The following is a 20704-nucleotide window of genomic DNA, read 5'->3' as shown; positions in this document are numbered from 1 at the left end:
AGGTAGCTATTGACTGTCATTGGTGGGAACCTTTGTCGACCGCGTGCTTGGCTTCGCCGGCGTTAATGCCGTCGCGGGCCTTCTTAAAATCGCGGTCTGAAAAAGCAGGGCTTGCCTGGTTCAGTTCATCGCGCCGCGTGGTGAAGCCTTTCAGGGCGGTCAGCACGGTTTCGGCATCGGGCGTGTTGTCGAGTTCGACCTCGCGGAAAACGCGGGAATTGTTGCGTAGCGCCAGGTACTGGTCGCCCGAACTCTTGTGGTCAGCCGACTTCTCACCGGGTTTCAGGAACGTCATCAGCGACGTGAGGACGGCAACGCAAAGCGCCATGGAACCCGCGACGACAGGATAGTCCTTGAAAAAAGCAGCGCCCGCTGCGGTGCTGAGGATCACCGAGGGAATGCCGAAGACATAGTTCCACACCGCCCAGCGCGCTGAAGCGTTGAAGTGCGCTTTGCCGGAATGAATACAATCTTCTTCCATGCGGAGAAGTTCGTCTGTCACGCGTTCCCGCGTCACGTCGGACATGATGTCTCCTTTGCAGAGCAGAGAGAACTAGCACACCTCGCATGGTCAAGCTGCGGAATTTCAATCTATCCCCTTCTTTCAGCGAGTTAATCTGGGACGGTCTGTCGAAGCAACAGCCGCGGCTTGGTTAGGGAATACTGCTGCCGGAGGCGCTTGACGCGCCGCAGTGCAGACGTCTCTTTCCTGCGCTACTAGCTCCCGTCGGACACGGGGCTCGATGCGGCTGAGGCCATTTTCGCTTCTAGCCGAGAGGCCTTTTTCGGAGTGTCAATGTACTGAGAAAGAGCAGGTTTCGACCCGAAGATATGCCGCCAGACGATCTGGATTTCATTGTTGTGTCGGCGGACCTCGGTGCTGATCGTCGGTACGAGACGAGCATGGGCACAAATCAGCGCATCGCTCGACCGGTCCTGGCCGACGGTCATCCGGTACGCGAATTGAGCGATTGTTCGATTGAACCGGCGAACTTTGTGCTTATCCGTGACGTCGCGGTGCCGTGACAGGACGCCAAACGGCTGACGCTTGTTTGAACCGAGCACCAGCATGCGGGCGGTCAGGGGAAAGATCAGCTCGATGTCACTGGAGTGATCGTAGGGGGTGCGTGCGAGCAGCGGTTTGCGCGGGTCATAGGTGCACACCGGATTGTCGGAGGTGAGGAATGGGATGTCGGTCTTGTTGTGAAGAACCTCGAAGCCAAGCCTAAAGCAGAGATCGCCGAACGTCTGGAATTCGTCCTCCATCGCGAGCAGAGTTTCTTGCGGATTGATGCCGACCGGGACTGTGTCGAACTGACCGGCGTAGCGTTCCAAGTCTGGGGGCAGTTTACCGATTTCCTCGAGCACCTTGCATTCGCTTCGCAGCTTAGCCTCCAGCATAAGCGCAATGCGATCACGGGTCGCCGGAACGCGCGTGCGCATGATCGTTTGCATGCCTTGGACATTGAAGGATAAAGCCGGTGAAAGACGACGTGCTTGAAGCGCACGGACGGTCTCCGGCCAAACGGTCTCGATCGGATTCCAGAGGTCTTCGAATCTATGGTTTTCTTGACCGCCACCGGGGAGTTTCTGAGAGTAATAGTAGTTCTCGTACCCAGTTGCCCTCGGCTGCTTCGGCAGCGGTGCCTCTGGCGCCTCGGCCCGATAGACTTGGACGCGGCCGCGGTCATCGGCGAAGCCTTCCATATAGGTGACCGAGATGAAGTGGTGTTTTCGGTTCGTCCGTCCCGCCCCGCTGCGGACCGGGTTGAAGATGCTAAATGGCCTCACATCGCCGTCGATGGGGACGTCTCCCCATTTGCCAAAATAGAAGGGTGACTGCTCCATGGTCCTGTGGTCGGGCTCTCCGGTCACTGCACCTTGTCGGGCATGACCCTGCGGATTGGCATCCTCAGCTTCGGCTCTTCACGAAGCGCCGCGTGGCGTCCGTTTTCACCACCCGGATCGAATTGTACTGGCTGGCGAGTACCTTGTAGTCGACGATCAGCTTGCGGGCCATCAGATAGGCCAGAGCGGGGTTTATGCGCCTCGGCTCCCAGCCGTACCGCTCGGCGACCTGGCCTGTATCGTGGGGCATTAACGGGTCGTTGATCAGGTCGGCAGCGATACGCAGTGCGTCATCTTCGGGCGACCAATCCATGAAATATTTGTCGAATGTGGCAAACAGGTCCTCCTTGGGCAAGACGCGGCCGAAGCTGACGGAAACCAGATCGCGCAGCTCGTGCAGAGCGTCCTCGATGTCCTCCTCTGACGCTTCAATGGTGGCCGCCAGCTCATCTACCCCTTTCTGAGGGTGCGAGAACATTGCATCCGACGTCTCCTCAACAAAGATCTTGGCAATTGCCGTTGCGACCTTGGAGTAACCCGTCGCCGGCTGCACAGCCGCAATGGGCGCTGGGCCGAGCTGCGGCTCACGCGTCACGCCATGGATGTCGTTCACCAGATTGCGCACGCCTTCGTCTAGGCGCGCGGCATCAAGTTCTGGCGAGAGCATGCCCGACAGAAGCGGCGGCAATTCCCGTGCCGCGACACAGTAGCGAAGGGCTATGAAGCGCGCCTGCCCAGAGATGCGGCGGACCAGGCCGGCATCCATCTCCTGCTGGACCCACGGCTTCTGCATGGCGCTCGGAGTCAGCAGCACGATGAAATGCGTGCAGTTGCCCAGTCCCTCGTCGATTTTGCGGCGCAAGGAATCTCCGGAACGGATCTCCCATTCCGCCCACCAGGTATCGATTCCATCCGCCATCAGGGCGCGCGCGACCGTCTCTGCTAGCTCGCGATCGGCGAACGAGTAGCTGAGAAAGGCTTTCGGGGAGCCCTGTTGCAGGGGCAGGAACACAGTCGACGCCTGCTCATTGTCGCTCATCTTGTCCTTCACCAGCGCGAGAAGCTGCGGCGAGCCCTCAATACTGAGCCGCAAATCGTCAAGGGCTTCTCCAAGGACCAGGACAGTGGGAAACTTGCCTGTATCAGGACGGCGAATGGCACTGAACCTCTCCCACAGCTGTTCCTTGATGCTCTCGACAGCCGCAGCTTCAAAATCCTTTGCAAAATCCCCCGAATCAAACGGCCGGCCATTGTATCGCATGCCCATATTGAGTCCTCGTGTTGGTCCCTTGATATGAACATACGCAGAACAAATATCAAAGGGAGGCCATTGAAAAACCACGGTAGATTATGGGTCCGGTACCGGAAATCTTTCGAGTTCCGGAGCCGAGGGATCCATATCGAGGACAATGGCGTGACGGCAGGACTTGAACCTGCGACCTCCTCGCCCCTAGATAGCGGTGTCACGCACCACCCAGGTCGAAAGCGAGGCGCTCTATCCTCTGAGCTACGCCACGATCTGCCTATGCATCGTTGTCCACGACCAGCTGCGGCTTCTTGCGCTTCAACCGGTTCGATCTCTCCTCGGCCGCCTTCTTGATCTCGGCGGCCTTTTCCAAGGCAAACGGCCTGGCGGCCTCGATCAGGCCATCGAAATGATAGCGGTTCGTCATGCTGCCATTGGTCGTGTTGCGCCGTTCCTCCCGGCCAAGAAGTTTAAGGGCCTCGAGGGCGGCAATGCGTTTCTGAATGGTGCGGGGCGTCACCCCGATTGCCTTGGCGATCGTCTCGACCGAGGGGTGGGGCAGGTTGTCGGGCAGCCACCAGTACTGGACCAGGTGGATGATGATGTTCATGTCGAGCGCATCGAGGCCGAGAGCCTGCTGCTTCTCGATGATGATGTTGGGGAAAGCGCTCCAGCCCGTGGCCATGAGTGCCTTGGTCCACTTCTTCTCGTTGGTGCGTAGCTTGTCGACGTCTGCTTTGGCGGTTTCTGGCTGGGCCATTTGAGGCTCCCTGTGGTGAACTGCATCCAGATATGGTGGTTTCCCGTGATGACGCAAGGGCATTGGGGACGGTTCTGCATTCAGGGGGAGGGTGTTTCAAGCTTCGTCCGGCCTGTGTCCCTGGATTCAGGGGCCGGGGAACCGCGCTGCACCCAAAGGTTCACCCGGGGTGTTGACAAAGAGAGCGTCAATACCCATACTTTGGACGTGAGCATCGCTCCGGGGTTGGCGCCAGGCGCCAGCCGAACTTTTCAAAACGAAGGCCCGGCTAGTCCGGGTCTTTGTTTTTTATCCGTTCAAAGCAGCTGTATTTGATGCCGCAGGATGCCAGGTCCTCGGGCGGCAGGTGCGCGTCGATGAGACGCTTGTGGTCCATCAGGGCCCTGTAGGGCCGGTAGGACGGGTCATAGCCGCCCTTGGCCATCGGATAGAGGTAGAGATCGGCGATCTGCAACATCGGTGTGGCTTTGGTTCTGCCGCGCGGCTCCCCGCGCACGATGTCCCTGAACTCCTCGGCGGTTAACGACCCGTAGCTGGCGGAGTTGGCACCGTCGAACGGCATCCCCTGCGTCTTCAGGATCCGCGTGTAGGCTATCAGGTCGCGGTCCTCGGCTTTGCCGGCCCTCTCGAAGAACACGCGCAGCTTGCGGTCCTGGCTGCGGGCATATTTGGCGGCGCGCTCGATCAGGATGCAGTAGGCCGTTTTGCACATAAACCACAGGCGGTCCTGATACCGGTCCCGGTAGCGGGCGACGTAGCCGGGTCGGTCGATCACCGTGGCGATGCCGATCACGGGCAGCGCAAGCAGCATCCCCTGCAGATCTCCCAGGAACTCATAGGCGGCCTCCGGCTTCTTCAGCCAGCCGAAGTCACCACGACCGCCCCGGATCGCCCAGGAGTGAAGCGGATAGGTGATGCCGTGTTTCTGGCAGAAGGCCCTGTGGCGGGCATAGAGCTCATCGACGTCTTCCTCGTTGATGAGGATGCCGCCGAGGGCGAAATAATCCATTTCGTCCCGGCGCTTCTCTTTGGGCTCTCGGTCTGGCTCGCGGCTGCCGCTGTCGTCGAGGTAGAGGTGGATTTCGCGATCTGTCACGGGCAGGCTTTCATTGTCCGCACAGCTTGGCTCAAAACCGGAGGCTGCATAGCAATCTGATGACCCGGCCGGGCGAGTGGGTTCAGCGCGGCGGCTTCTTGCGTTGCGTTCCGCCTTTGACGGATCATCCGTAACAAAGACCAGCTCGCCCTCGTTCTCAAACCCGATATCCGGTTTAGATTAGCCTTTCTCAATCGGGGATGGATGCGGATGCTTCTATGGCCAAGACCTCCAAGCCCGCGATCTCCTGCATCACCTTGCCGGCGATGCCCTGCAGATCACCGTACATTCCGACGGTCGACTCGATAACACCCTGGATCTGAGCCTCCCGCTTGGCCCACAGGCGGATTGTGGCTTTCCTTTCCCTGGCAAGGTCATCCTGCATATCGGAGAATTTCTCGACGATCGCCTCGACCCGGTGGCGAAACCTGGGGCCAGTCAGATAGCCGTAGACCTGCTCCATCTTGGTGGCCTGGCCGTCCTGGGCGAGGCGGGAGTTGGCGAGCTCGATGAGGGACTGCCGGAGCATGATCGCGATCGGAATCGCGCATTTGGGATGGGCGATGTAGACGCCATTCACAAGATCGAACGTTTCGACCCCCGCAGGCAGCGTCTCGGAGATCATCAACGCGATGTCAGCCTTGACGGCGCGCTGGTCTGTCCGCAACTTGCCCAGCCAGCCCTGGCTCCAGTTCCTGGTGCGTTTTGATTCCCACAGGATCGCGCCGCAGGGCTGGCCGGCCGGTCCCACCACGCGCTGCAGCACGTCACCTCCGAACTCACCTTTGGCGACGGGTTCGATGATGTCCATTGGGAAACGGCTGGCGATCAGCGACTCCAACTCGAGCTCAAGGACCTCGCCCTGAAGCTGCTGAGATCCTTGCTCGGCGCGGCGCTTCAGCTCCTCGATCTGGCGCTGCATGCCGGCGATCTGTTCCTCTTTCTCGGCCACCTTCATCTTGAGGCCGTCTTCGGCTTCGGTCCTAGCCTTAACGCGGACGGCGTCCAACCCTTCCTGGATCCTCTTTTCGATGGTCAGCGCCATTTCGCGCTTTTCATCGTCGAGCGCCCGCTGCTGCTTCATAAATTCGGCCTGCTGCAATTGCGCTACGGCGAGCTTTTCGTCCCGCGCCCTCAGCGTCGACTCCATCTCGCCCAACCTCCTGTCTTTGTCCTCAAGGTCGGTAGAGACCAGAAGTTTTGCCTTGCGGGCCTCTTCGGTGGCGATGGCGGCACGCTCGAGCTTGAGTTTTTCGGCGACTTGGCTGTCGATGTCATCCCGGGCGGTGTCGATAGCCGCCTGCTTGCGTTGAAGCTCCTCCTCCCTGGCCGTCATGGCGGCGTTGCTCTGCGCCAGTCGCCGTTCATATTCCTCCCGCGTGGCCGCAATCAGCGGCGCCGCGAGCGACTCGTTGAGCTTGATGTCGGTCTTGCAGCTCGGGCAGCTGATTGTCGGCTCATTGAGAGTCCTGGGCTGGACAGTCATCAGGCAGATCCTCGCAAGGGAACATGGTGCAAAAGAACGCCTCAAAGTATACAGGATTGCAGGGCGGCCGGATAGAACAAAGAGTGAACTTGCCAGTTATCCCCCGGAGAGGTGGCTTGACCGGAACTGAACCGGCGATTGGCCGTCTTCGTTGCGCTCCGGAGAATATAATAGATAGACAGGGAGCTAGCGATGAATCGATCTCCAGGCATTGTGCCGAAGACCAAAGACGGCGAGTACATGGCTTTCGCTGACTTGGCAGCCGAGAAGCTGCAGGGCGTTGACTACGATTTCCTGGTTCTGGATCGAGCTTCGACCGTAGCAATTGTCGCGCCGCATGGCGGCTGGATTGAGCATGGCACGTCCCAATTGGCCACTGCCGTCGCTGGAGATGATTTCTCGCTATACCTGTTTGAAGGGCTCAAGCCGAAACGACCGCATCGCGAGCTGCATATACCGTCCGAATATTTCGACGAAAATCAATGCGTCGGCTTAGTCAGCAAGGTCCAGATCGCGATCGGCATGCACGGACGCGCGGACGGCGACGACCCGGAGACGATCTGGCTCGGCGGCCGGGGCAAGGAGTTGCGCGACGCTATCGCGTTGGCTCTAGAGGCCTCAGGGTTCAAGGCCATCATCTCCGGCCATCGCCTGCCTGGCGAGCACAAAAACAACATCTGCAACCGCGGAATCGGCCGGGCAGGCGTGCAACTTGAGGTGCCAAAAACGCTACGGGACGCGCTCGTCGCAAATGCCGAGCGCCGCGCACTGTTCTCCGGCGCGGTCCGCAAAGCCGTTCTGGAACATCTCGGCAAACCGGGAAACGCTTGAAAATTTGACGCTCGCGGGCAAATGTTCAAGGCAACGGATCACGGCTTCGGTTTGAACGCCCACACCGGAATCTTGTTCTGCTTGCCGGTACAGCGCTTGTTGAACAGCGCGATCCAAGCCAGTTGTACGTCCAGCAAGTTTGCGACCGCCGAGGTTACCAAGGCCTCGTCGATCGCTTCGGCGTCGCCGTGGATGAACGCGTTGCGCCGATGCTGGACGGTCTGGAGGTGCCGCGCCACCTCGGGGTAGCCGATGTCGGTCAGATCGTCCCAGAAGGTTCTGCCCCAGCGATCGCGATAGACCCGGTCCAGCCTTTGCCCGATGTTGGGCGTCCGACGAAGTTCCTTGTTCTCGGGATCGTCCGCGAAGGCGGCCTCGAAAAACCGCTCCATCAATACCTCAAAGGCGGTCCAGAACAGGATCACGATGACCAGGCACTGGGAAACGCGCCCAGCCATCCCATTCGTGGCGGTTAGCGGCCGCTCCCATTCGTTCCGCATCAAGTCGAGCAGCACGAAGATCGTGTAGGGAGCCGCCCCCGGCAAAGTGTACCGTGGGACGCCGTCGCGGCCGTTCGGCTCGGGAAACGCGTCCGGCTGCATCTGACGCTGGCAAACCGGACACGGTTGGTGCACGTCCTTGTAGAGCCCGTGACATCCCGGACAATGAACCATCGGGACCAGCCCGTCCGTCCAAGCTGACCGCACAACTTCGGACGATGTCATCGTCATCCGCGCCATCCGAGCAGTTTGAGCAAAGCGTCCCAAAGGCGCCCGACAAGGCTGCGTTTCGGCTCACGTGTCTTGAAGTAAGCTTCCCGCCGCCTCCCTTCCGCCCGGCGGCCGGCAGCGATCTGCTCCTCGCCCCAGCGGGGCGCCCAGTCGATCCGACCGTCGGTGATCAGGTAGTGGGACTGGCAAGGCAGCTGCCAGTTGCCGATCGATGGGCGCAGTGTTGCACGGCCGCTGCGCTCAGTCAGCGTCCACTCGGCGGGTCCAAGCGGGACCGACACCTTGTTGCCGCAGCCGCATGCACAGAGATGTGCGGCCACGGCAAACTCTTTCGACACGTAGAGAATGCCCGGCTCGAGTTGTTTCGGCACGTACTGGACATGCTGGAGCGTCAGATCGTTCACGGGTCGCGCTCCGACATAATCCTGAGAGTGGTCGTGTCCATAAGCAAATGGTACGCCGAACTGTCGTCGACGTAAAAGCCGCGCCGCTGCTTGTACATCATCACGGCAAGGGCGGCATTGATGGCGTTCAGCTCCGCGATCTGAACGTTCTGCCGGTAGGCGTTGTCGGGGTCATCCACGGTTTCGGCCAAGTTCATGGCTCGGACCTCTGCCGCCTTTTCGACGCTGAAATAGGTCGCGCGCAGTGTGCCAGCCAAGGGACCCTGTTTGCGATTGAGGCCCATGCCGACGTCGATGAAAGGTATTCCCATCCCCGTCAAAAGCTCGAAGATGGCGGCGCGGGCCGAGCCCTTGTCCACGCAAACGAAAGCAAACGTCACGCCTTCAAGCTCGGCCGTGGAAGAAGCATCGATGTAGACCTGCCGCATCGACAGTCCGTGCCGAAAGTTCGCGTAGCGCCTTTCGGCGACCGAGGCTTTCGACTTCTGCCAGTCCTCGGGATCCAGGGCTCCAGGCGACCGGAACGCGTTGTGCGGGTAAAACAGGTCACCGTCAAAGCCGCGGATCTCCTTGACCCTGGTCTTGACCATGAAATCCAGAACATAGGAGCCCGTGCCACCAAGCCCGATGATGGCGACGACGTCGTCGACAAAGACGTTGGCGAGATCGGCGATCTCGGCGCGGCTGGTCAGGGAGTCATGAACCTTGAACACGGAGTCCGGCACGATGTCGGGATCGACGCGAAAGGTGAGGGGGGTGGCCTGCGGAAACCGCTCTATCGCCGGTCCGGAAATCAGGGCGACATAGTGTTCGATTTTGGCGAAGAAATTCGCAAACCCGGTCGCCGGCTTGTTGGAGAATGACCTCTGGACGACGACGTCGTCGTGAGACAACGGAATGGTTGTTGCACCGCCGGCAAGGTTGGGGACGGGTTGACCTTCGAGGCCGTATGGCGCCGATCCGGCAAAATAGACCTGGTGGTCATCCTGAACGAAGTGATGCTCGTCGACAGGGACGAGTTTGGCGACAATGGACCCGGTCTGAAGCACGCCCTCGTGGTCGAGGTAAGGAATGTCCCGGACCACGAGGTGCAAGGTGTCCACCCTCAGAGCATAGCCCTTTTCGAGCAGGCGACGGATATCATCGTTATGACTGGCCAGTTCGATTAACACTGAAGACCATCCCTTCCTTGACCTTCACGCTGCCACCCGGAGCCAGGATGCCTTCCGGCTTGTGGCCATCGCCGCGCGTGTAGGTCACCGAGTAGGTGATCTCGGGGTGCTGCGGATAATCGGGGTAGGCCAGCGTCACCACTTCGGCGTAGCTGATAGTGTCCTTCTTCGGGACCTCGTAGGGGCTGCCGTCAACGATAATGGTGACGGTCTTGTCCTTGTCCTTTTCGTTCTCCTGGGTCTGCATTTTGGAGTATCCTTTTGTTGAAGCCGCTAACCGCGCGGCGGGAAGGGATCGTTGCCGTAAGAGTTCGAGTCACGGATTTGTCCGTTCGGGCTATGGATCACCACCTCGCTTTGCTGGTTGATGGCGATATCCCTTGCCGAGGCAATCGCATCGGCCTGGGTCGGATGAAGGGAAGTGGCGCAGTGTTGCCGGCGCCGAGCACCGCCCACTGACCGTCGCGAGGTACGACATGCCGATTTTTGCCCATAAAAATCTCTGTTAAGGTTCGTTTGCTACAAGTGCGTACAACTATATCTTACGGCGCGGGTTGCGTCAATGCCCATGGTATGATGTTGTAGTGCCTGATCAGACGGCGTGCCGCGAAAGCGTGCGCGCCAAAAATGATTCCGGAGAAGGACTGAATGGTAGAACTGGCCGTCAAGCTGAAGCAGCTGCGTGTGCGCAGCGGGAAATCGCTGCAGGAGGTCGCCGACGCAGTCGGGGCCTCCAAGGCGCATATCTGGGACCTTGAACGCGGCGCCAGCAAGAACCCATCCCTTGTCCTGCTCAAAGGCCTTGCTGACTATTACAAGATCGGCGTCGCGGATCTGGTTGGCGAAAATCCGGCCGCGGGTCAGGAGGAACCCGCACTCGTGGCGCTCTACCGCAATCTCAGTGAGCTTTCGCCGGCCGACCGGGAAACCATCGCCTTGCTGGCCGAGCGTCTCAAGGCCAGCCGCACTAAGTGATGAACATCAGCCGCATCGATCTGGCCGATGCAGCCAGCCCCGAACGCCTCGTCCTGGAAATCCTGAAGCACGAGCCGCAGCTGGCGATTCCGGTGCCCATTGAGGAATTGTGCCTGCGCCTCGATATTCTCGAGATCGTCCCCCTGACCACTGACGGCTACGAAGGCGGCCTTCTGACCTCGGCCGACAAGTTCAACGGAACAATTCTGTTCAACGAAGCGAGCCCTAGGGAGCGGCGGCGCTTCACCATAGCCCACGAGCTTGGGCACTTCCTGATGCCGTCGCATGTGCCGTCGGCCGAAGGACGTTTTCTTTGCAGGCTCCAGGACATGCGGGCTCTGAAGGGCGGGAAGTCGGATCGGCGCCTGAAAATGGAGGTCGAGGCCAATCGCTTTGCCTCGCAGCTCCTGATGCCACCCCCAAAATTCCGGGTCGATGTTGCCGTGGGTAAGGATCCCGACATCCGCCAACTGTCGGCCATCGCCAAGAAGTACGACGTCAGCAAAGAGGCGGCCGGCCGCGCTTACGTCAAGTTCCGCGAGGAACCTGTGGCCATTGTGGTCACGCAGAACGGCAAGGTGCTGCGCGACTATCGCGACGCGCTCAAATTTCCCAAACTTTCAATCCCGACTGGGGCCATGGTTCCCGCGCACTCGCTGCTGCAGCGTCGGAAACATGAGACGGGCGTTCCCAGTGAGATCGACGAAACCGACGCCGGCGTGTGGCTCCATGTGGAGAGAGGTCGCCAAGCCGCGCCGCTCTACGAGCAAGTTCTGCTACAAACTCAGGGCTTCGCGCTGATCATGCTATCGCGAGAGGCAGCCTCCGGCGATGACGACGAGGCTGACGAAGAAGCGGAAATGACCTCGGCTGAGCGGCTCAAGCGCCGCCTATATCCTGACCGGTAAGGCGGCTACCCGATCCCTTTCTCGAGGCGATCCACCCAATTGGGCGCAACGCCGCGTTGCCAGGGGCCGTGTCGTCAAACTAGCGACGAGGAGATCAAGCGCGCGTCAGCCGGTGAAAGCTCGCCCGCCGCAACTCGCCTTAAACGTGGCTTTGGTCGAAGTCTCATCGCGTATCATTCGATGACAGGTCGCGCGGGGCGTTGCGGATGCAATCCGAGAAGAGACCGGGTTGGAGCTCGGCCAATGTGAAGAAGGCCTCGAAAATCCGCCCGGGGGCCATCCTCAACACTTCGGCGCTGACGTCCACTTTTTCAAGCAAGGGGGCGAGAGGAGACTGTACAAGCGAGATTGTCGACCGTTGGCCAAGGGCCAACTGCACCTGCGCCGGCATCAACGCGAACAGAATGATGTCGTGCATTTGGCGCATGAAAATGGGCTGAAGAAACGCCTCGCCCAATGGTGTGCAATCAAACTGTGCCAACGACGGATACACGGGATGGGTTTTTGCCCATCGCTCGCGCCAACGGCGTTCCCGCGGAAAGCCGGCCGTTGCGAATGCTGCGAGCGGATCGGCCTCGATCTTGCGGCGCGACGGATACGCCACAGCCCCTGCGGAACGGGTACGCCCGGCGCCATAGGTCTTTGCCCGCAGGAAGAGCCGCGACGTCTCCGCGTGGATCTCGTCACCGTGGCGATCGAACTCCCGCTGATGCCCGCCCCATCTCAAATACTGTGACAAGCGAAATCCCGCCACCTTGTCGTCAACAATGACCTCGTCCTGCTCGGCCACAAACAGGCTGGAAACCGCTTCATCGGCCATTGCGCAGCAAGCGGCGTAACCGGCATGGTCGTTCAAAAAATTCTCCGACGGGCGGGCAACCCCTTCAATCAAATCGAGCGGCGCCGAAAGAGCCGCCGCCTGCATGGCGGCGAGATAGTCGCTCGCATAGACCGTGTCGGCATCGGCCTGGAGGATCAAAAGCTCGTCATCAGAAAGCCCTTGCTCGGCAGCAAAGGCTTTGGCCATGAGCACGCCGAGATGTCGTGGGGGGACATAGCCGCGTTCCAGCGTCTGTCCCAGCAGGACAGGTGTTGGGCTGGCCTTCTTGATGGCCTCCATCACGGCAGGGGTGCCGTCGCTCGACCCGTTGTCGACCAGCACCAGGACGCTGCCTGGCAATGCCGCACTGCCGCCGAAGCCTAGCGAAAGGCATGTCTCGGTCAGGGACGCTTCTTCATTGAGGCAGGGAATGACGACGGCCGTCTGCATGAAAGCCTCGCAATTTGGCCAGGGTCGATGGCCGCTGTGCAGGAGAATGCGGTTTTACCAGCTGGGAGGCCAGCCGCAGTGACGCAGAACAGTGAGGCGAGCAAGGTATATGGCTGATAAGGGCGCGGCCCGCCGCATACCCATCGACCATGATAGAAGCAAAATTTCCGACGTGATGTCGGCTGGCCAACTGCCTGGACCATGAATCCAGGTTCTTCTCACCGACCCGCCGCGCTGCGCGCACGCAACAAGGAGGATAGCCAAGCCAATGCCCCAGCCAGGCGCTGTGCTCGCCAACAGTCTGGTCGATGGTCAAGACCCGCCTGGCCAAAGCCGGCCGCTTTGAAAAGACAATGAAATTATCGCTGTCACGACAATAATAGAGCCCATTCAGGCGCGCCCAGCGACCAAGCTCCGCCTCGCCCACCGCACCGCTAATTTCCGTGCGCAAGGCAGGCCTCAGGTCAAGCATGACTTGGCGCAGATCCACCATCGCCGATGGCTTCAGCCATTGCGGCCAAAATCTCATCAAGAGCGCCGCCACACGAGCAGAAGTTGCATCATTGACGGTCTTGTATCGTCCTTGAAACCTGCCTCTTCGGCGGCGCGGCGCGAAGCCTCGTTGGATTTGCGCATATGGGCATAGATGACATCGTAACGGCTCGCCTCACAGGCCTTTTTGTAAGCGACCCTGCCGATGCGGCGCCCCTGGTTCAGTGTGTTGAGATATATTTGTATGGACGCATGCGGGCCGACCGGCGCCTCGTCGATAAGGTTGATGAACACCACGCCGGCCCGCTTGCCTTCTGCCTCGATGCGCCAGGCTTCGCCACCGGGTCCACCGCCGCGTTTTGCCGTCCCCTTGGTAGGCACGAGCACCACCTGATCGGCTTGCACGAACGCACTGCTCGGTTTGACCTTTGTGGGCTTGGGCTTGGGTGTCGGGCGCTTCGGCTTGCGGCGCGGGCCAGGCCTCGGTGCGGATTTAGCGCTCATAGATGCGCTCCAGGCCCGGGATCAGCCTATCTGAGGCCGCCTCCCAGAACTCGGCCGGGAAGAATCCCGGTGAGTAGGCGACGACAATATCGATCAGCTGGGCCCCGACAGTCGATCCAGCAAGCGCCGCCGTAAGCCCATCGATTTGCCTCAGGATGCGCTCGATTGGTGGATCGAGAAGATCGCCCCTGCTTTGCCAGTCGGTGTCTCCGTCAAAGCGGTTGTTGAAGAAATCCATATCGATGTGGAGGACGGTTCGCCGCTCAGGCAGCAACTCAAGCCAATCATCGAGATTGGGGGTCAGGCGGTAACTGCCCGGTCCTGTCCCTCGTGAGGAGGCAACGAGCCTTACTGCCGGCCGCTTGCGGCCAGGATCCAGCAGGTCGTCCGCCTGCTCATACCGTTCGATCGCAAAGTCCTGGGTCGATCGGATCTTCGGCGGTTGGCAAAGGTGGCGGACCTCGGTGCGCGGGAAAGCGTGCAGAAATGGGGTCAGGAAACTGCCCATCCCGATGGCGCCGCTTTCGATGGCCGCGCGTATGCTTTCGGGGTCGTCGAGGCTACAGGATGACCCGCTGATCGGATCCACCCACTGGCCATTTTCCTCAAATAGCCGGGGGCTGGCGAGATCCCGGTGATCGTCGACGTGGAGGACAAGCACCTCCTCCTGAGCACCGATGCCCAGTTCCTGGACGCGCTCGCTCCAGCTGTGAAGGGTCCAGCTGTCGTAGAGGGCGCTCAAGACGTTGCCGCCGCGGCGGCGTGCCGTGGCCATGGTTGGCCGGGTGATGTTTCCACCCCACCAGGCCAGACCCTTATCAAGTCCCGGATCGACATGTCGATCGATCCCGTCGGGCCAGGCCAGGGTGAGTCGCCAGCCGGCATCCTCCCGGACGGCGCGGGCGTCCTTGTCACAGAAATAGTCGCGAAGTGCGGCGTGTCGTCCCGATGGCGAGGCCGGCAAGCGGTCGACAGGAAGATGCAACCTGTTCACGCCGCCAAAGCGCCGGCTCGGAGGCTTTCTTCAGAACCTCGGTCAGGGAGCGGCCGGTCTGCGTTAGCGGGCAGCTCAAAAGCGTCGCGAACGCTTCAGCGAGATGTTCATCAGTGTCCCTTATCTGGTTGACCGCCCGATTGTGCAGGCGCGCCGGTCCGTCCTGGCGGACAAACTCCCAAAACCGGCGCAGCTCGACAAATACGAAGACGGCATGCAGGAGTCCCGAGGGGGGACGCAAATCCTCACGCCAAGGCGAGACGACCCGCATTTCGGTCGGCTCTACTGTTGGGGAGATGCGTTCCAGAAGATAGAGCTTCTGATGGCGATGCTCGTGGATCAAGGAGTCGGCCAAATCGTAAGGGTCGATCAGCCGGTCTCCTTGCCAGACGGACACGTAAAGGGCCCCTGGCACTGTATTGTCGCTGAAGGAGACAATTTTTTCGGGATGGGCGAGCGGATCGCGAACAAATTGAACGGCGCGGCAGGCCATGCGGATTTCAGCCGCCAGCGCTGGACGCCACGCCTCAACGATCTGCAGCGCCTCCTCGACAACCGGCCGCGCCTGCGCGGCCGCAGCCTCGGTCTCGAAATAAATGGCGTCGCCGAACGGTTTGCGTAGCCAACTGTCCTCCCGGGCAACCGCCAGAGCGGACAATTTGTCTGCAGGCCGATCGAGCATCTCGCCGAGATAATCCGCGTCCGCCGACAGGGGTTGCCCATCCACCGTATGCACAACCCGCCCCAAATTCTGGGAGGACAGGGTTCTCTGCCATGCGACCGCTCCAGGCTGCTGGCAAAGTTCCGCCAGCCGTTCCGGGTCCGTCACGCCGAGATCTGCCACCTTTTCAAATTCGTCCGGCGGCAGAAAACGCGCGGCTTCAAGAAACTCGCTTTGCAACGCCTGACGCGAGGCTGCGCACAGATGCGCCATCTCCTCCGCGCCGAACTCTGCCGATTCGTATCGGTCAAACCTGAAGGCGTCGGAGAGCGCTTGTGCTGGTCGAGCACTGCTGTCGAGCAAACCTTGGACCCGCCTCCGAATATGCGCGACCAGCGCGGTCATTTCTCCGCAGTAGACGGTCGGGTTGTCAAAACCGTTGGCGCCATAGCGGTGTGGGAGCGAACCGCCACCGCAAATATCGACAATCGCGCATTCCTGGCATGTGACACTGAGACCAGGCTTACTCAGCAATTGTCTGTGAGCAGCCAGGTGATCGGATGAAGCGATCGATGAAATCGCAGTGTCTGTCACGGCGCCGCCAATTCGCGTTGCGCCATCCTTTGTGACTTTCAGCACGTCCAAATCATGATAGCTGCCATCGGTTTCTATCCCGATAAGGCTGACATCGCCCAAGCCGAAGGCGTCGGTACTCGAGGGCAGCCCCGCGACCGCGTCGAGCAAAGCCTCGAATGTGCGTATGGGCAGCTGGGGGTAATCGTCGAGCCAGACATCGAAGGCGTGACAAAGCCAGGCTTCGTACAAATCAGGTTGCTCGCTTCGACCGGCCGGCGGTCGCAAATGGTGCGCGTCCGGCAGCAGGAAGTCGAGCTTGGGCACATCATGCGCGGCAAAAAACGCCAGGAGGTCTTCTGCGGGCGTGGTCGGGTCGATGACGGCAATCACTCCTGCGAAAATCTTCGAATGCCGTTTCAGCCGCCCGAGCGCTTCCTGGACGCGCTCGAAGCTGGAACGGCCCTTTTTCGAGTTCCGATGTTTGTCATTGGCGTATTTCGGCCCGTCCAGGCTGAGCGAGATGCTGATGTCTGCAGCCTCGAACGCGGTGAGCGCGGCTTCGCTCAACAAGAGGCCATTGGTCTGCACCCCGATATCGACCGATGAGGGCGTGGCTGCCCGGATCTGGTCGGCAAAGGCCACAAGCGTTTCGACGCCAGCCAGCAAAGGCTCCCCGCCGTGGAAAATCACCGTACAGCGCTTGATTGATTCTTCCGACAAATACGTCGCCAGCCTTTCCACAAAAGCAAAACGATCATCCGCCGACAGCAATTTTGGCATGGAGCGCCAGGATTGGTCGGCGTGATGATAAACGTAGCAATAGTCGCAATCGAGGTTGCAGCGCGAGGCGACCTTGACCAGGAACGATGTAATCCGGGGAGGCGCCTCGCTAACTGTCATGACCGGCTGTGGCGGTGGTGCATCCTGTCATAGCTGGTGATGACATCGCTGGGCTCCGCCTGGGACAGGACGCGCCCCTGCAGACGCTGCAGCGCCGGATTGGCCAGGCGGCCCCGCAGCAGCGCTGCGCGGACATCGCGATTCGGGACGGTGACAGAGGCGGGAGCCTCCTGTGGATTGGGATTCGACATAGGAGTCTCCATTTTTTGGCAAAGCTATCATAGCACACCGAAAGACAGATGCTAGCTGATTTCATTCAGGCAAGCATTCTGTTTACAGGCCAAAAATCCAAGATGTAGACTGTATTGACAAACGGACGGCAAGGTAAAATTGGCGATTGGTGATGGGACACTGCTTCTACGATAGCGATTCAGCGTCGTTTGACGTCATTTAGACAGAACGGTCCGATCTTTTCGAACGCTTCGCGGTGGACAACATTGTAAGCGACCACGACTCGCCTCGATAAATCCGCGTGAGATGCAGGTAAAGTGATCTCGACTCCGACGTGATCTTGGCGCTTCTATTTTGATATACGGTAGCGCGATCGAAGCGCTGTAGACAAACTATGCACAATTATAAACGTCGAATGTTAGCGATCAACCCAGGTGAGACCCAGGATGGACGAAAACGACGCGTTCCGCGCGGGTTCTCTGGGCCTATGAGGAAGCTGAGAAACTCTATCGGGCTTTGGATGAAACGGGCACCGCCGATGCAATCGCGGACGATATGCGAGACCTTCGCGAGGAGCTGGCGACGAAGGTGGGACTGGGGCGTTGGTGACGACAACTTTGAGCCCTCGGATCGCAAAACCGTTCGCAAGCGACCAAGACAGGGGCTGCTCTATAACCTCAGCTTAGTGCGATTGGCTGTTGGTGTTCTGAATCATTGCTCTGCTACAAGTTAGATGAGTGAAGAGCCTGGGAATTTCGCCTTGGCAGTCCCAGCGCCTTCTCAAGTCTTCTCCGATCAATCACAGTTTCCAGCCATTGCTAATGCTCGCGGAACTGCGGAATGGGCACGGCCTATTGACGTCGAAAACACACAACGCCCTCTCAACGTTCGCCTTTTGTGCTTCGAAAGTCGCATAAATGGCAGACTGGAACATGGAACTTGGGTCGCGAGGTGGATCAAATGCGTTACGCAGGGTCGCAGAACGCGCAAGAGACATTGCAGGTCATCTATAATCGAGCTGTCGGCCCAGCCGACTTCCTATTCGTGCCAGTGAGCAATGGCAATCGTACCAGCGACAGCACCCATTGCTCGCTGCTGCTCGTTGATGGCCGCAACCCGGAGCGGGTCGCCTATCACCACGACTCCTCCCGGACAGGGCCACAACGACGAGCCTGCAAACCAGCTCGCAAGGGTGCTGAACGGCACCTTCGAGGCAGCCCCCATGACCCGACAGCCGAATGCTTATGACTGCGGCGTGTTTGTGTTGGCACGTGGGCGCCGATTGGACAATTGATGGCCGGGCAGCGGCGCCGGGTCGCTGCGACGACCTCGTCGCCGACCGGCAGGCGCTGCAAGACCGGCTGAGGCGGCGCTTCCACACGGGATTTGTCTAAAATTCCAAGGGGGATTTGTGGAGGTATGACGCCGACAGGCCGCCTACCGCCAGACTACCCCGCTCATGAACGCGACGCCGGCAGCACTCCCATCTCCTTGAGCAACCAGGCAGCGCCGTCAATCTTGTCCATGGTCCAAAGCATGAAGCGACTGTCGACATGGATGCTTCGACTGCGGTCTGCGGCATATGCCCAATCGGAGATCACTCCATCGAGCGTGCCATCAAAGGCGAGACCGACGAACTCGCCGCGCCCATTCAGCGTGGCCGAGCCGCTATTGCCATTGGTAATGTCGACCGTGGACATGAAGTCGACCGGCAAAGTGCCCAGCTCCGGCGCGACATAGGGGCCATAATTCTTGGCCCGGATCGCAGCGACGGCGGCGGCGGGCGCATCAAACTCGCCCTTGCCAGTGTGCTTGGCCAGAAGTCCCTCAGCCGTGGTGAATGGCGTCCAGATCTGCCCGTCGCGTGTTCGCCCCGACACCTTGCCCCAGGTGATGCGCAGCGATCCATTCGCGTCGGGATACACCGGCCGGCCAATCGCCTGCCAGTAGGCGCGCAGGCCCTGCATATAAGTCGCGCGCGCCGCCTGCGCTCGGCCAGCGCGGTCCTTCGCCGCGCGCTCCGCAGCTATGTCGCCGGGATAGAGCGCGACCGCCAGCTTGATGAAAGGATCGTCCGACGCCTCGAAGGCAGCAGCCCGCTTGTCGAGCCAGCCGAGCCGCGTGGCCGTGTCGGCGAGTTTGGTTTCTGCATAAAGTCGGTCAAGGCCGATTTGGTCCAGAGCCGTTTCGAACGCAGTATCGCGGTCCTTTGCGTCTAGCCGGCGATATTCATCGAGCGCGGCCTCAAATAGCTTGCGATCGATGTCGGGCAGGTAACCGCGTTCGATCTGCGTCAGTTGATCCACGGTCTGGTTACGGTCACGATCCTGAAAGCCGCGTTCGCGGTCTTCATCGAGCTTCTCGTGCTCCTTGGCCCAGCGATACAGAGTGCGCGCGGATGAGAGCATTTGCGCGCGGTTCAGCAGCGCCTGGCGCAGCCCCTCGAGCGAGGCCTGGCTATTCTCGTCCACCATGGCGCCCAGTTCGCCGATCGCTGCGCCATAGCGCGCCTGCCGCGCGGGATCGTCGGCGACCCAGTCGAGATAAGCTTTCTCCTCGATCGCCTTGCGCACGTCGAGCCCGATCGCATTGGCCCCGGCGAGATCGCCCGCCAACTTCTTCTTGTAGTTTTCCACGCCTTGCAGGATGGAGGCGTAGCGGATCTGCGCTTCTCGATTGCCTGCCGTGGTTTGGTTTATCTGGGCCGCATAATCCGACAGCAAATGCTGCAACAGCGGTTCGTACCGCGCGAAATTGAACCGTACTTCATCCGCCGTGCGGAACCGATTGGTTTCTCCGGGAAAGCCGACGACCATGACGAAATCGCCGTCTTGCACGCCTTTAGAGGCAATGCGCAGCCAGCTCTTCGGCCGGTAGGGCACGTTGTCGCGCGCATAAGGCCGGGAGGAACCATCAGGAGCGACATAAGCGCGGTAAAAACCGAAGTCGCCTGTGTGGCGCGGCCACGTCCAATTGTCCGTTTCGCCGCCGAAGTTACCGATGCCGAGCGCGGGCGCATAGACTAGGCGCACGTCCTGAATTTCGAGCTTCTGCTGGAGATAGTAGGAGGCGCCGCCATAATAGGACTCCACGTCGCAGCGGCGATTGGGCTGTTCTTCACATGCGGCGATCAGCGCCTTCCGGTTCCTGTCGAGCCGCTCATAGCGGGCAAAGCCGTTCAGCTTGTCCGATACGCCCTTGAGCATGTCGGCGGTCACATCACGGATATCCTCGATCACATAGATGCGGCTGCCGGGCACCGCGGGTAATTCTTCACCAAGGCTTTTCGCTAGAAATCCCTTGGTGAGATAGTCTTGACTCTCCTTGCTGTTGTACTGGATCGATTCCAGCACGCAGTGACGGTTGGTCGCAACCAGTCCTTGCGGACTGACGAAGGAAGCTGAACATCCGCCCAGTGATACGATCGCGTTGAGCGGGGCAGTGTCTAGACGGCTGAGCTGCGCGGGATCAAGCTGGAGTCCATTCGCGCGCATGGCCGCGCCAAGTTCCGTAATCTGGGCCGGCATCCACATGCCTTCGTTCGCCGACGTCCAGAGCAAGTTCATAGCGGTGGCTTGGGCCAAACGACTAAAATTCGAGTTCATGCTGATCTCGTTCCCATTCTGTGTATTGTTCTCCGCTGATCTGGATCGATGAGCTATCGGGCTGACCGGCGTCC

20 protein-coding genes, 1 tRNA gene and 1 pseudogene are annotated in these 20704 nt (G+C 60.1%); 3 read left to right on the top strand and 19 right to left on the bottom strand.

Annotated features, from left to right (window positions below; genetic code table 11):
• Positions 1-16: 16 nt before the first annotated feature.
• From EOA75_RS01855 to EOA75_RS01825, 7 genes are all read right to left on the bottom strand, one after another.
• Positions 17-526: an SLATT domain-containing protein gene (locus EOA75_RS01855; protein ID WP_023679075.1), complete on the bottom strand. Its 510-nt coding sequence runs from the start codon at positions 524-526 to the stop codon at positions 17-19.
• A 191-nt stretch (positions 527-717) separates the two neighbouring features.
• Positions 718-1848: a DUF4238 domain-containing protein gene (locus EOA75_RS01850; protein WP_127323459.1), complete on the bottom strand. Its 1131-nt coding sequence runs from the start codon at positions 1846-1848 to the stop codon at positions 718-720.
• Positions 1849-1912: 64 nt separating this feature from the next.
• The gene (locus EOA75_RS01845) at positions 1913-3115 is read right to left on the bottom strand and encodes a toll/interleukin-1 receptor domain-containing protein (protein ID WP_127323458.1); all 1203 of its coding nucleotides are present in this window, start codon (positions 3113-3115) and stop codon (positions 1913-1915) included.
• 145 nt (positions 3116-3260) lie between these two features.
• Positions 3261-3365, bottom strand: a tRNA-OTHER gene (locus EOA75_RS01840).
• A gap of 6 nt (positions 3366-3371) precedes the next feature.
• Positions 3372-3854, bottom strand: a complete 483-nt coding sequence (locus EOA75_RS01835) for a helix-turn-helix domain-containing protein (RefSeq protein WP_127323457.1) — start codon at positions 3852-3854, stop codon at positions 3372-3374.
• Positions 3855-4122: 268 nt separating this feature from the next.
• Complete coding sequence (locus EOA75_RS01830) at positions 4123-4950, bottom strand: DUF3800 domain-containing protein (RefSeq protein ID WP_127323456.1); 828 nt, start codon at positions 4948-4950, stop codon at positions 4123-4125.
• A 190-nt stretch (positions 4951-5140) separates the two neighbouring features.
• Positions 5141-6436, bottom strand: a complete 1296-nt coding sequence (locus tag EOA75_RS01825; RefSeq protein ID WP_127323455.1) for a DUF2130 domain-containing protein — start codon at positions 6434-6436, stop codon at positions 5141-5143.
• A 192-nt stretch (positions 6437-6628) separates the two neighbouring features.
• On the opposite strand from EOA75_RS01825, the gene EOA75_RS01820 reads away from it, so the two are divergent.
• Positions 6629-7267, top strand: a complete 639-nt coding sequence (locus tag EOA75_RS01820) for a poly-gamma-glutamate hydrolase family protein (RefSeq protein ID WP_127323454.1) — start codon at positions 6629-6631, stop codon at positions 7265-7267.
• A 38-nt stretch (positions 7268-7305) separates the two neighbouring features.
• On the opposite strand, the gene EOA75_RS01815 is transcribed toward EOA75_RS01820, so the two are convergent.
• From EOA75_RS01815 to EOA75_RS01795, 5 genes and pseudogenes are all read right to left on the bottom strand, one after another.
• Positions 7306-7998: a hypothetical protein gene (locus EOA75_RS01815; RefSeq protein WP_127323453.1), complete on the bottom strand. Its 693-nt coding sequence runs from the start codon at positions 7996-7998 to the stop codon at positions 7306-7308.
• The gene (locus tag EOA75_RS01810) at positions 7995-8402 is read right to left on the bottom strand and encodes a DUF6527 family protein (RefSeq protein ID WP_127323452.1); all 408 of its coding nucleotides are present in this window, start codon (positions 8400-8402) and stop codon (positions 7995-7997) included. Before EOA75_RS01810 ends, EOA75_RS01815 begins: the two co-directional genes overlap by 4 nt.
• The gene (locus EOA75_RS01805; protein WP_127323451.1) at positions 8399-9574 is read right to left on the bottom strand and encodes a ThiF family adenylyltransferase; all 1176 of its coding nucleotides are present in this window, start codon (positions 9572-9574) and stop codon (positions 8399-8401) included. The genes EOA75_RS01810 and EOA75_RS01805 overlap by 4 nt, the downstream gene beginning before the upstream one ends.
• Positions 9549-9821 carry a multiubiquitin domain-containing protein gene (locus EOA75_RS01800; RefSeq protein ID WP_120018640.1) on the bottom strand — a complete coding sequence of 91 codons (273 nt, stop codon included), beginning with the start codon at positions 9819-9821 and terminating at the stop codon, positions 9549-9551. The genes EOA75_RS01805 and EOA75_RS01800 overlap by 26 nt, the downstream gene beginning before the upstream one ends.
• A gap of 26 nt (positions 9822-9847) precedes the next feature.
• Positions 9848-10068 (bottom strand): annotated as a pseudogene (locus EOA75_RS01795) (DUF2188 domain-containing protein).
• Between the two features lie 154 nt (positions 10069-10222).
• Here EOA75_RS01795 and EOA75_RS01790 point away from each other — a divergent pair.
• Both EOA75_RS01790 and EOA75_RS01785 read left to right on the top strand, forming a co-directional pair.
• Positions 10223-10549, top strand: a complete 327-nt coding sequence (locus tag EOA75_RS01790) for a helix-turn-helix transcriptional regulator (RefSeq protein WP_127323450.1) — start codon at positions 10223-10225, stop codon at positions 10547-10549.
• Positions 10549-11457, top strand: coding sequence for an ImmA/IrrE family metallo-endopeptidase (locus EOA75_RS01785; RefSeq protein ID WP_127323449.1), 909 nt, complete (start codon positions 10549-10551; stop codon positions 11455-11457). The genes EOA75_RS01790 and EOA75_RS01785 overlap by 1 nt, the downstream gene beginning before the upstream one ends.
• Before the next feature lie 163 nt (positions 11458-11620).
• Here EOA75_RS01785 and EOA75_RS01780 read toward each other — a convergent pair whose 3' ends face one another.
• From EOA75_RS01780 to EOA75_RS01750, 7 genes are all read right to left on the bottom strand, one after another.
• On the bottom strand, positions 11621-12727 hold the full coding sequence (locus tag EOA75_RS01780; RefSeq protein ID WP_127323448.1) for a glycosyltransferase: 1107 nt from the start codon (positions 12725-12727) through the stop codon (positions 11621-11623).
• Positions 12693-13256 carry a hypothetical protein gene (locus EOA75_RS01775; protein ID WP_127323447.1) on the bottom strand — a complete coding sequence of 188 codons (564 nt, stop codon included), beginning with the start codon at positions 13254-13256 and terminating at the stop codon, positions 12693-12695. Before EOA75_RS01775 ends, EOA75_RS01780 begins: the two co-directional genes overlap by 35 nt.
• Positions 13256-13624, bottom strand: a complete 369-nt coding sequence (locus EOA75_RS01770) for a GNAT family protein (protein ID WP_127323446.1) — start codon at positions 13622-13624, stop codon at positions 13256-13258. The genes EOA75_RS01775 and EOA75_RS01770 overlap by 1 nt, the downstream gene beginning before the upstream one ends.
• An 88-nt stretch (positions 13625-13712) precedes the next feature.
• Positions 13713-14708, bottom strand: coding sequence for a hypothetical protein (locus tag EOA75_RS01765; RefSeq protein WP_127323445.1), 996 nt, complete (start codon positions 14706-14708; stop codon positions 13713-13715).
• Positions 14635-16854 (bottom strand): cyclophane-forming radical SAM/SPASM peptide maturase YhhB, encoded by a 2220-nt coding sequence (gene yhhB, locus EOA75_RS01760; RefSeq protein WP_127323444.1) that lies wholly within the window; start codon positions 16852-16854, stop codon positions 14635-14637. The genes EOA75_RS01765 and yhhB overlap by 74 nt, the downstream gene beginning before the upstream one ends.
• Positions 16851-17045 (bottom strand): YhhA family cyclophane-containing RiPP, encoded by a 195-nt coding sequence (gene yhhA / locus EOA75_RS01755; RefSeq protein WP_127323443.1) that lies wholly within the window; start codon positions 17043-17045, stop codon positions 16851-16853. Before yhhA ends, yhhB begins: the two co-directional genes overlap by 4 nt.
• 1437 nt (positions 17046-18482) lie before the next feature.
• Entirely contained in the window at positions 18483-20630 is a 2148-nt protein-coding gene (locus EOA75_RS01750) for a S46 family peptidase (protein ID WP_091600481.1), read from the bottom strand.
• Positions 20631-20704 lie beyond the last annotated feature (74 nt).

Source organism: Mesorhizobium sp. M1A.F.Ca.IN.022.07.1.1, from assembly GCF_003997575.1.
Classification (GTDB): domain Bacteria; phylum Pseudomonadota; class Alphaproteobacteria; order Rhizobiales; family Rhizobiaceae; genus Mesorhizobium.
This window is presented reverse-complemented; position numbering and strand designations above follow the sequence as displayed.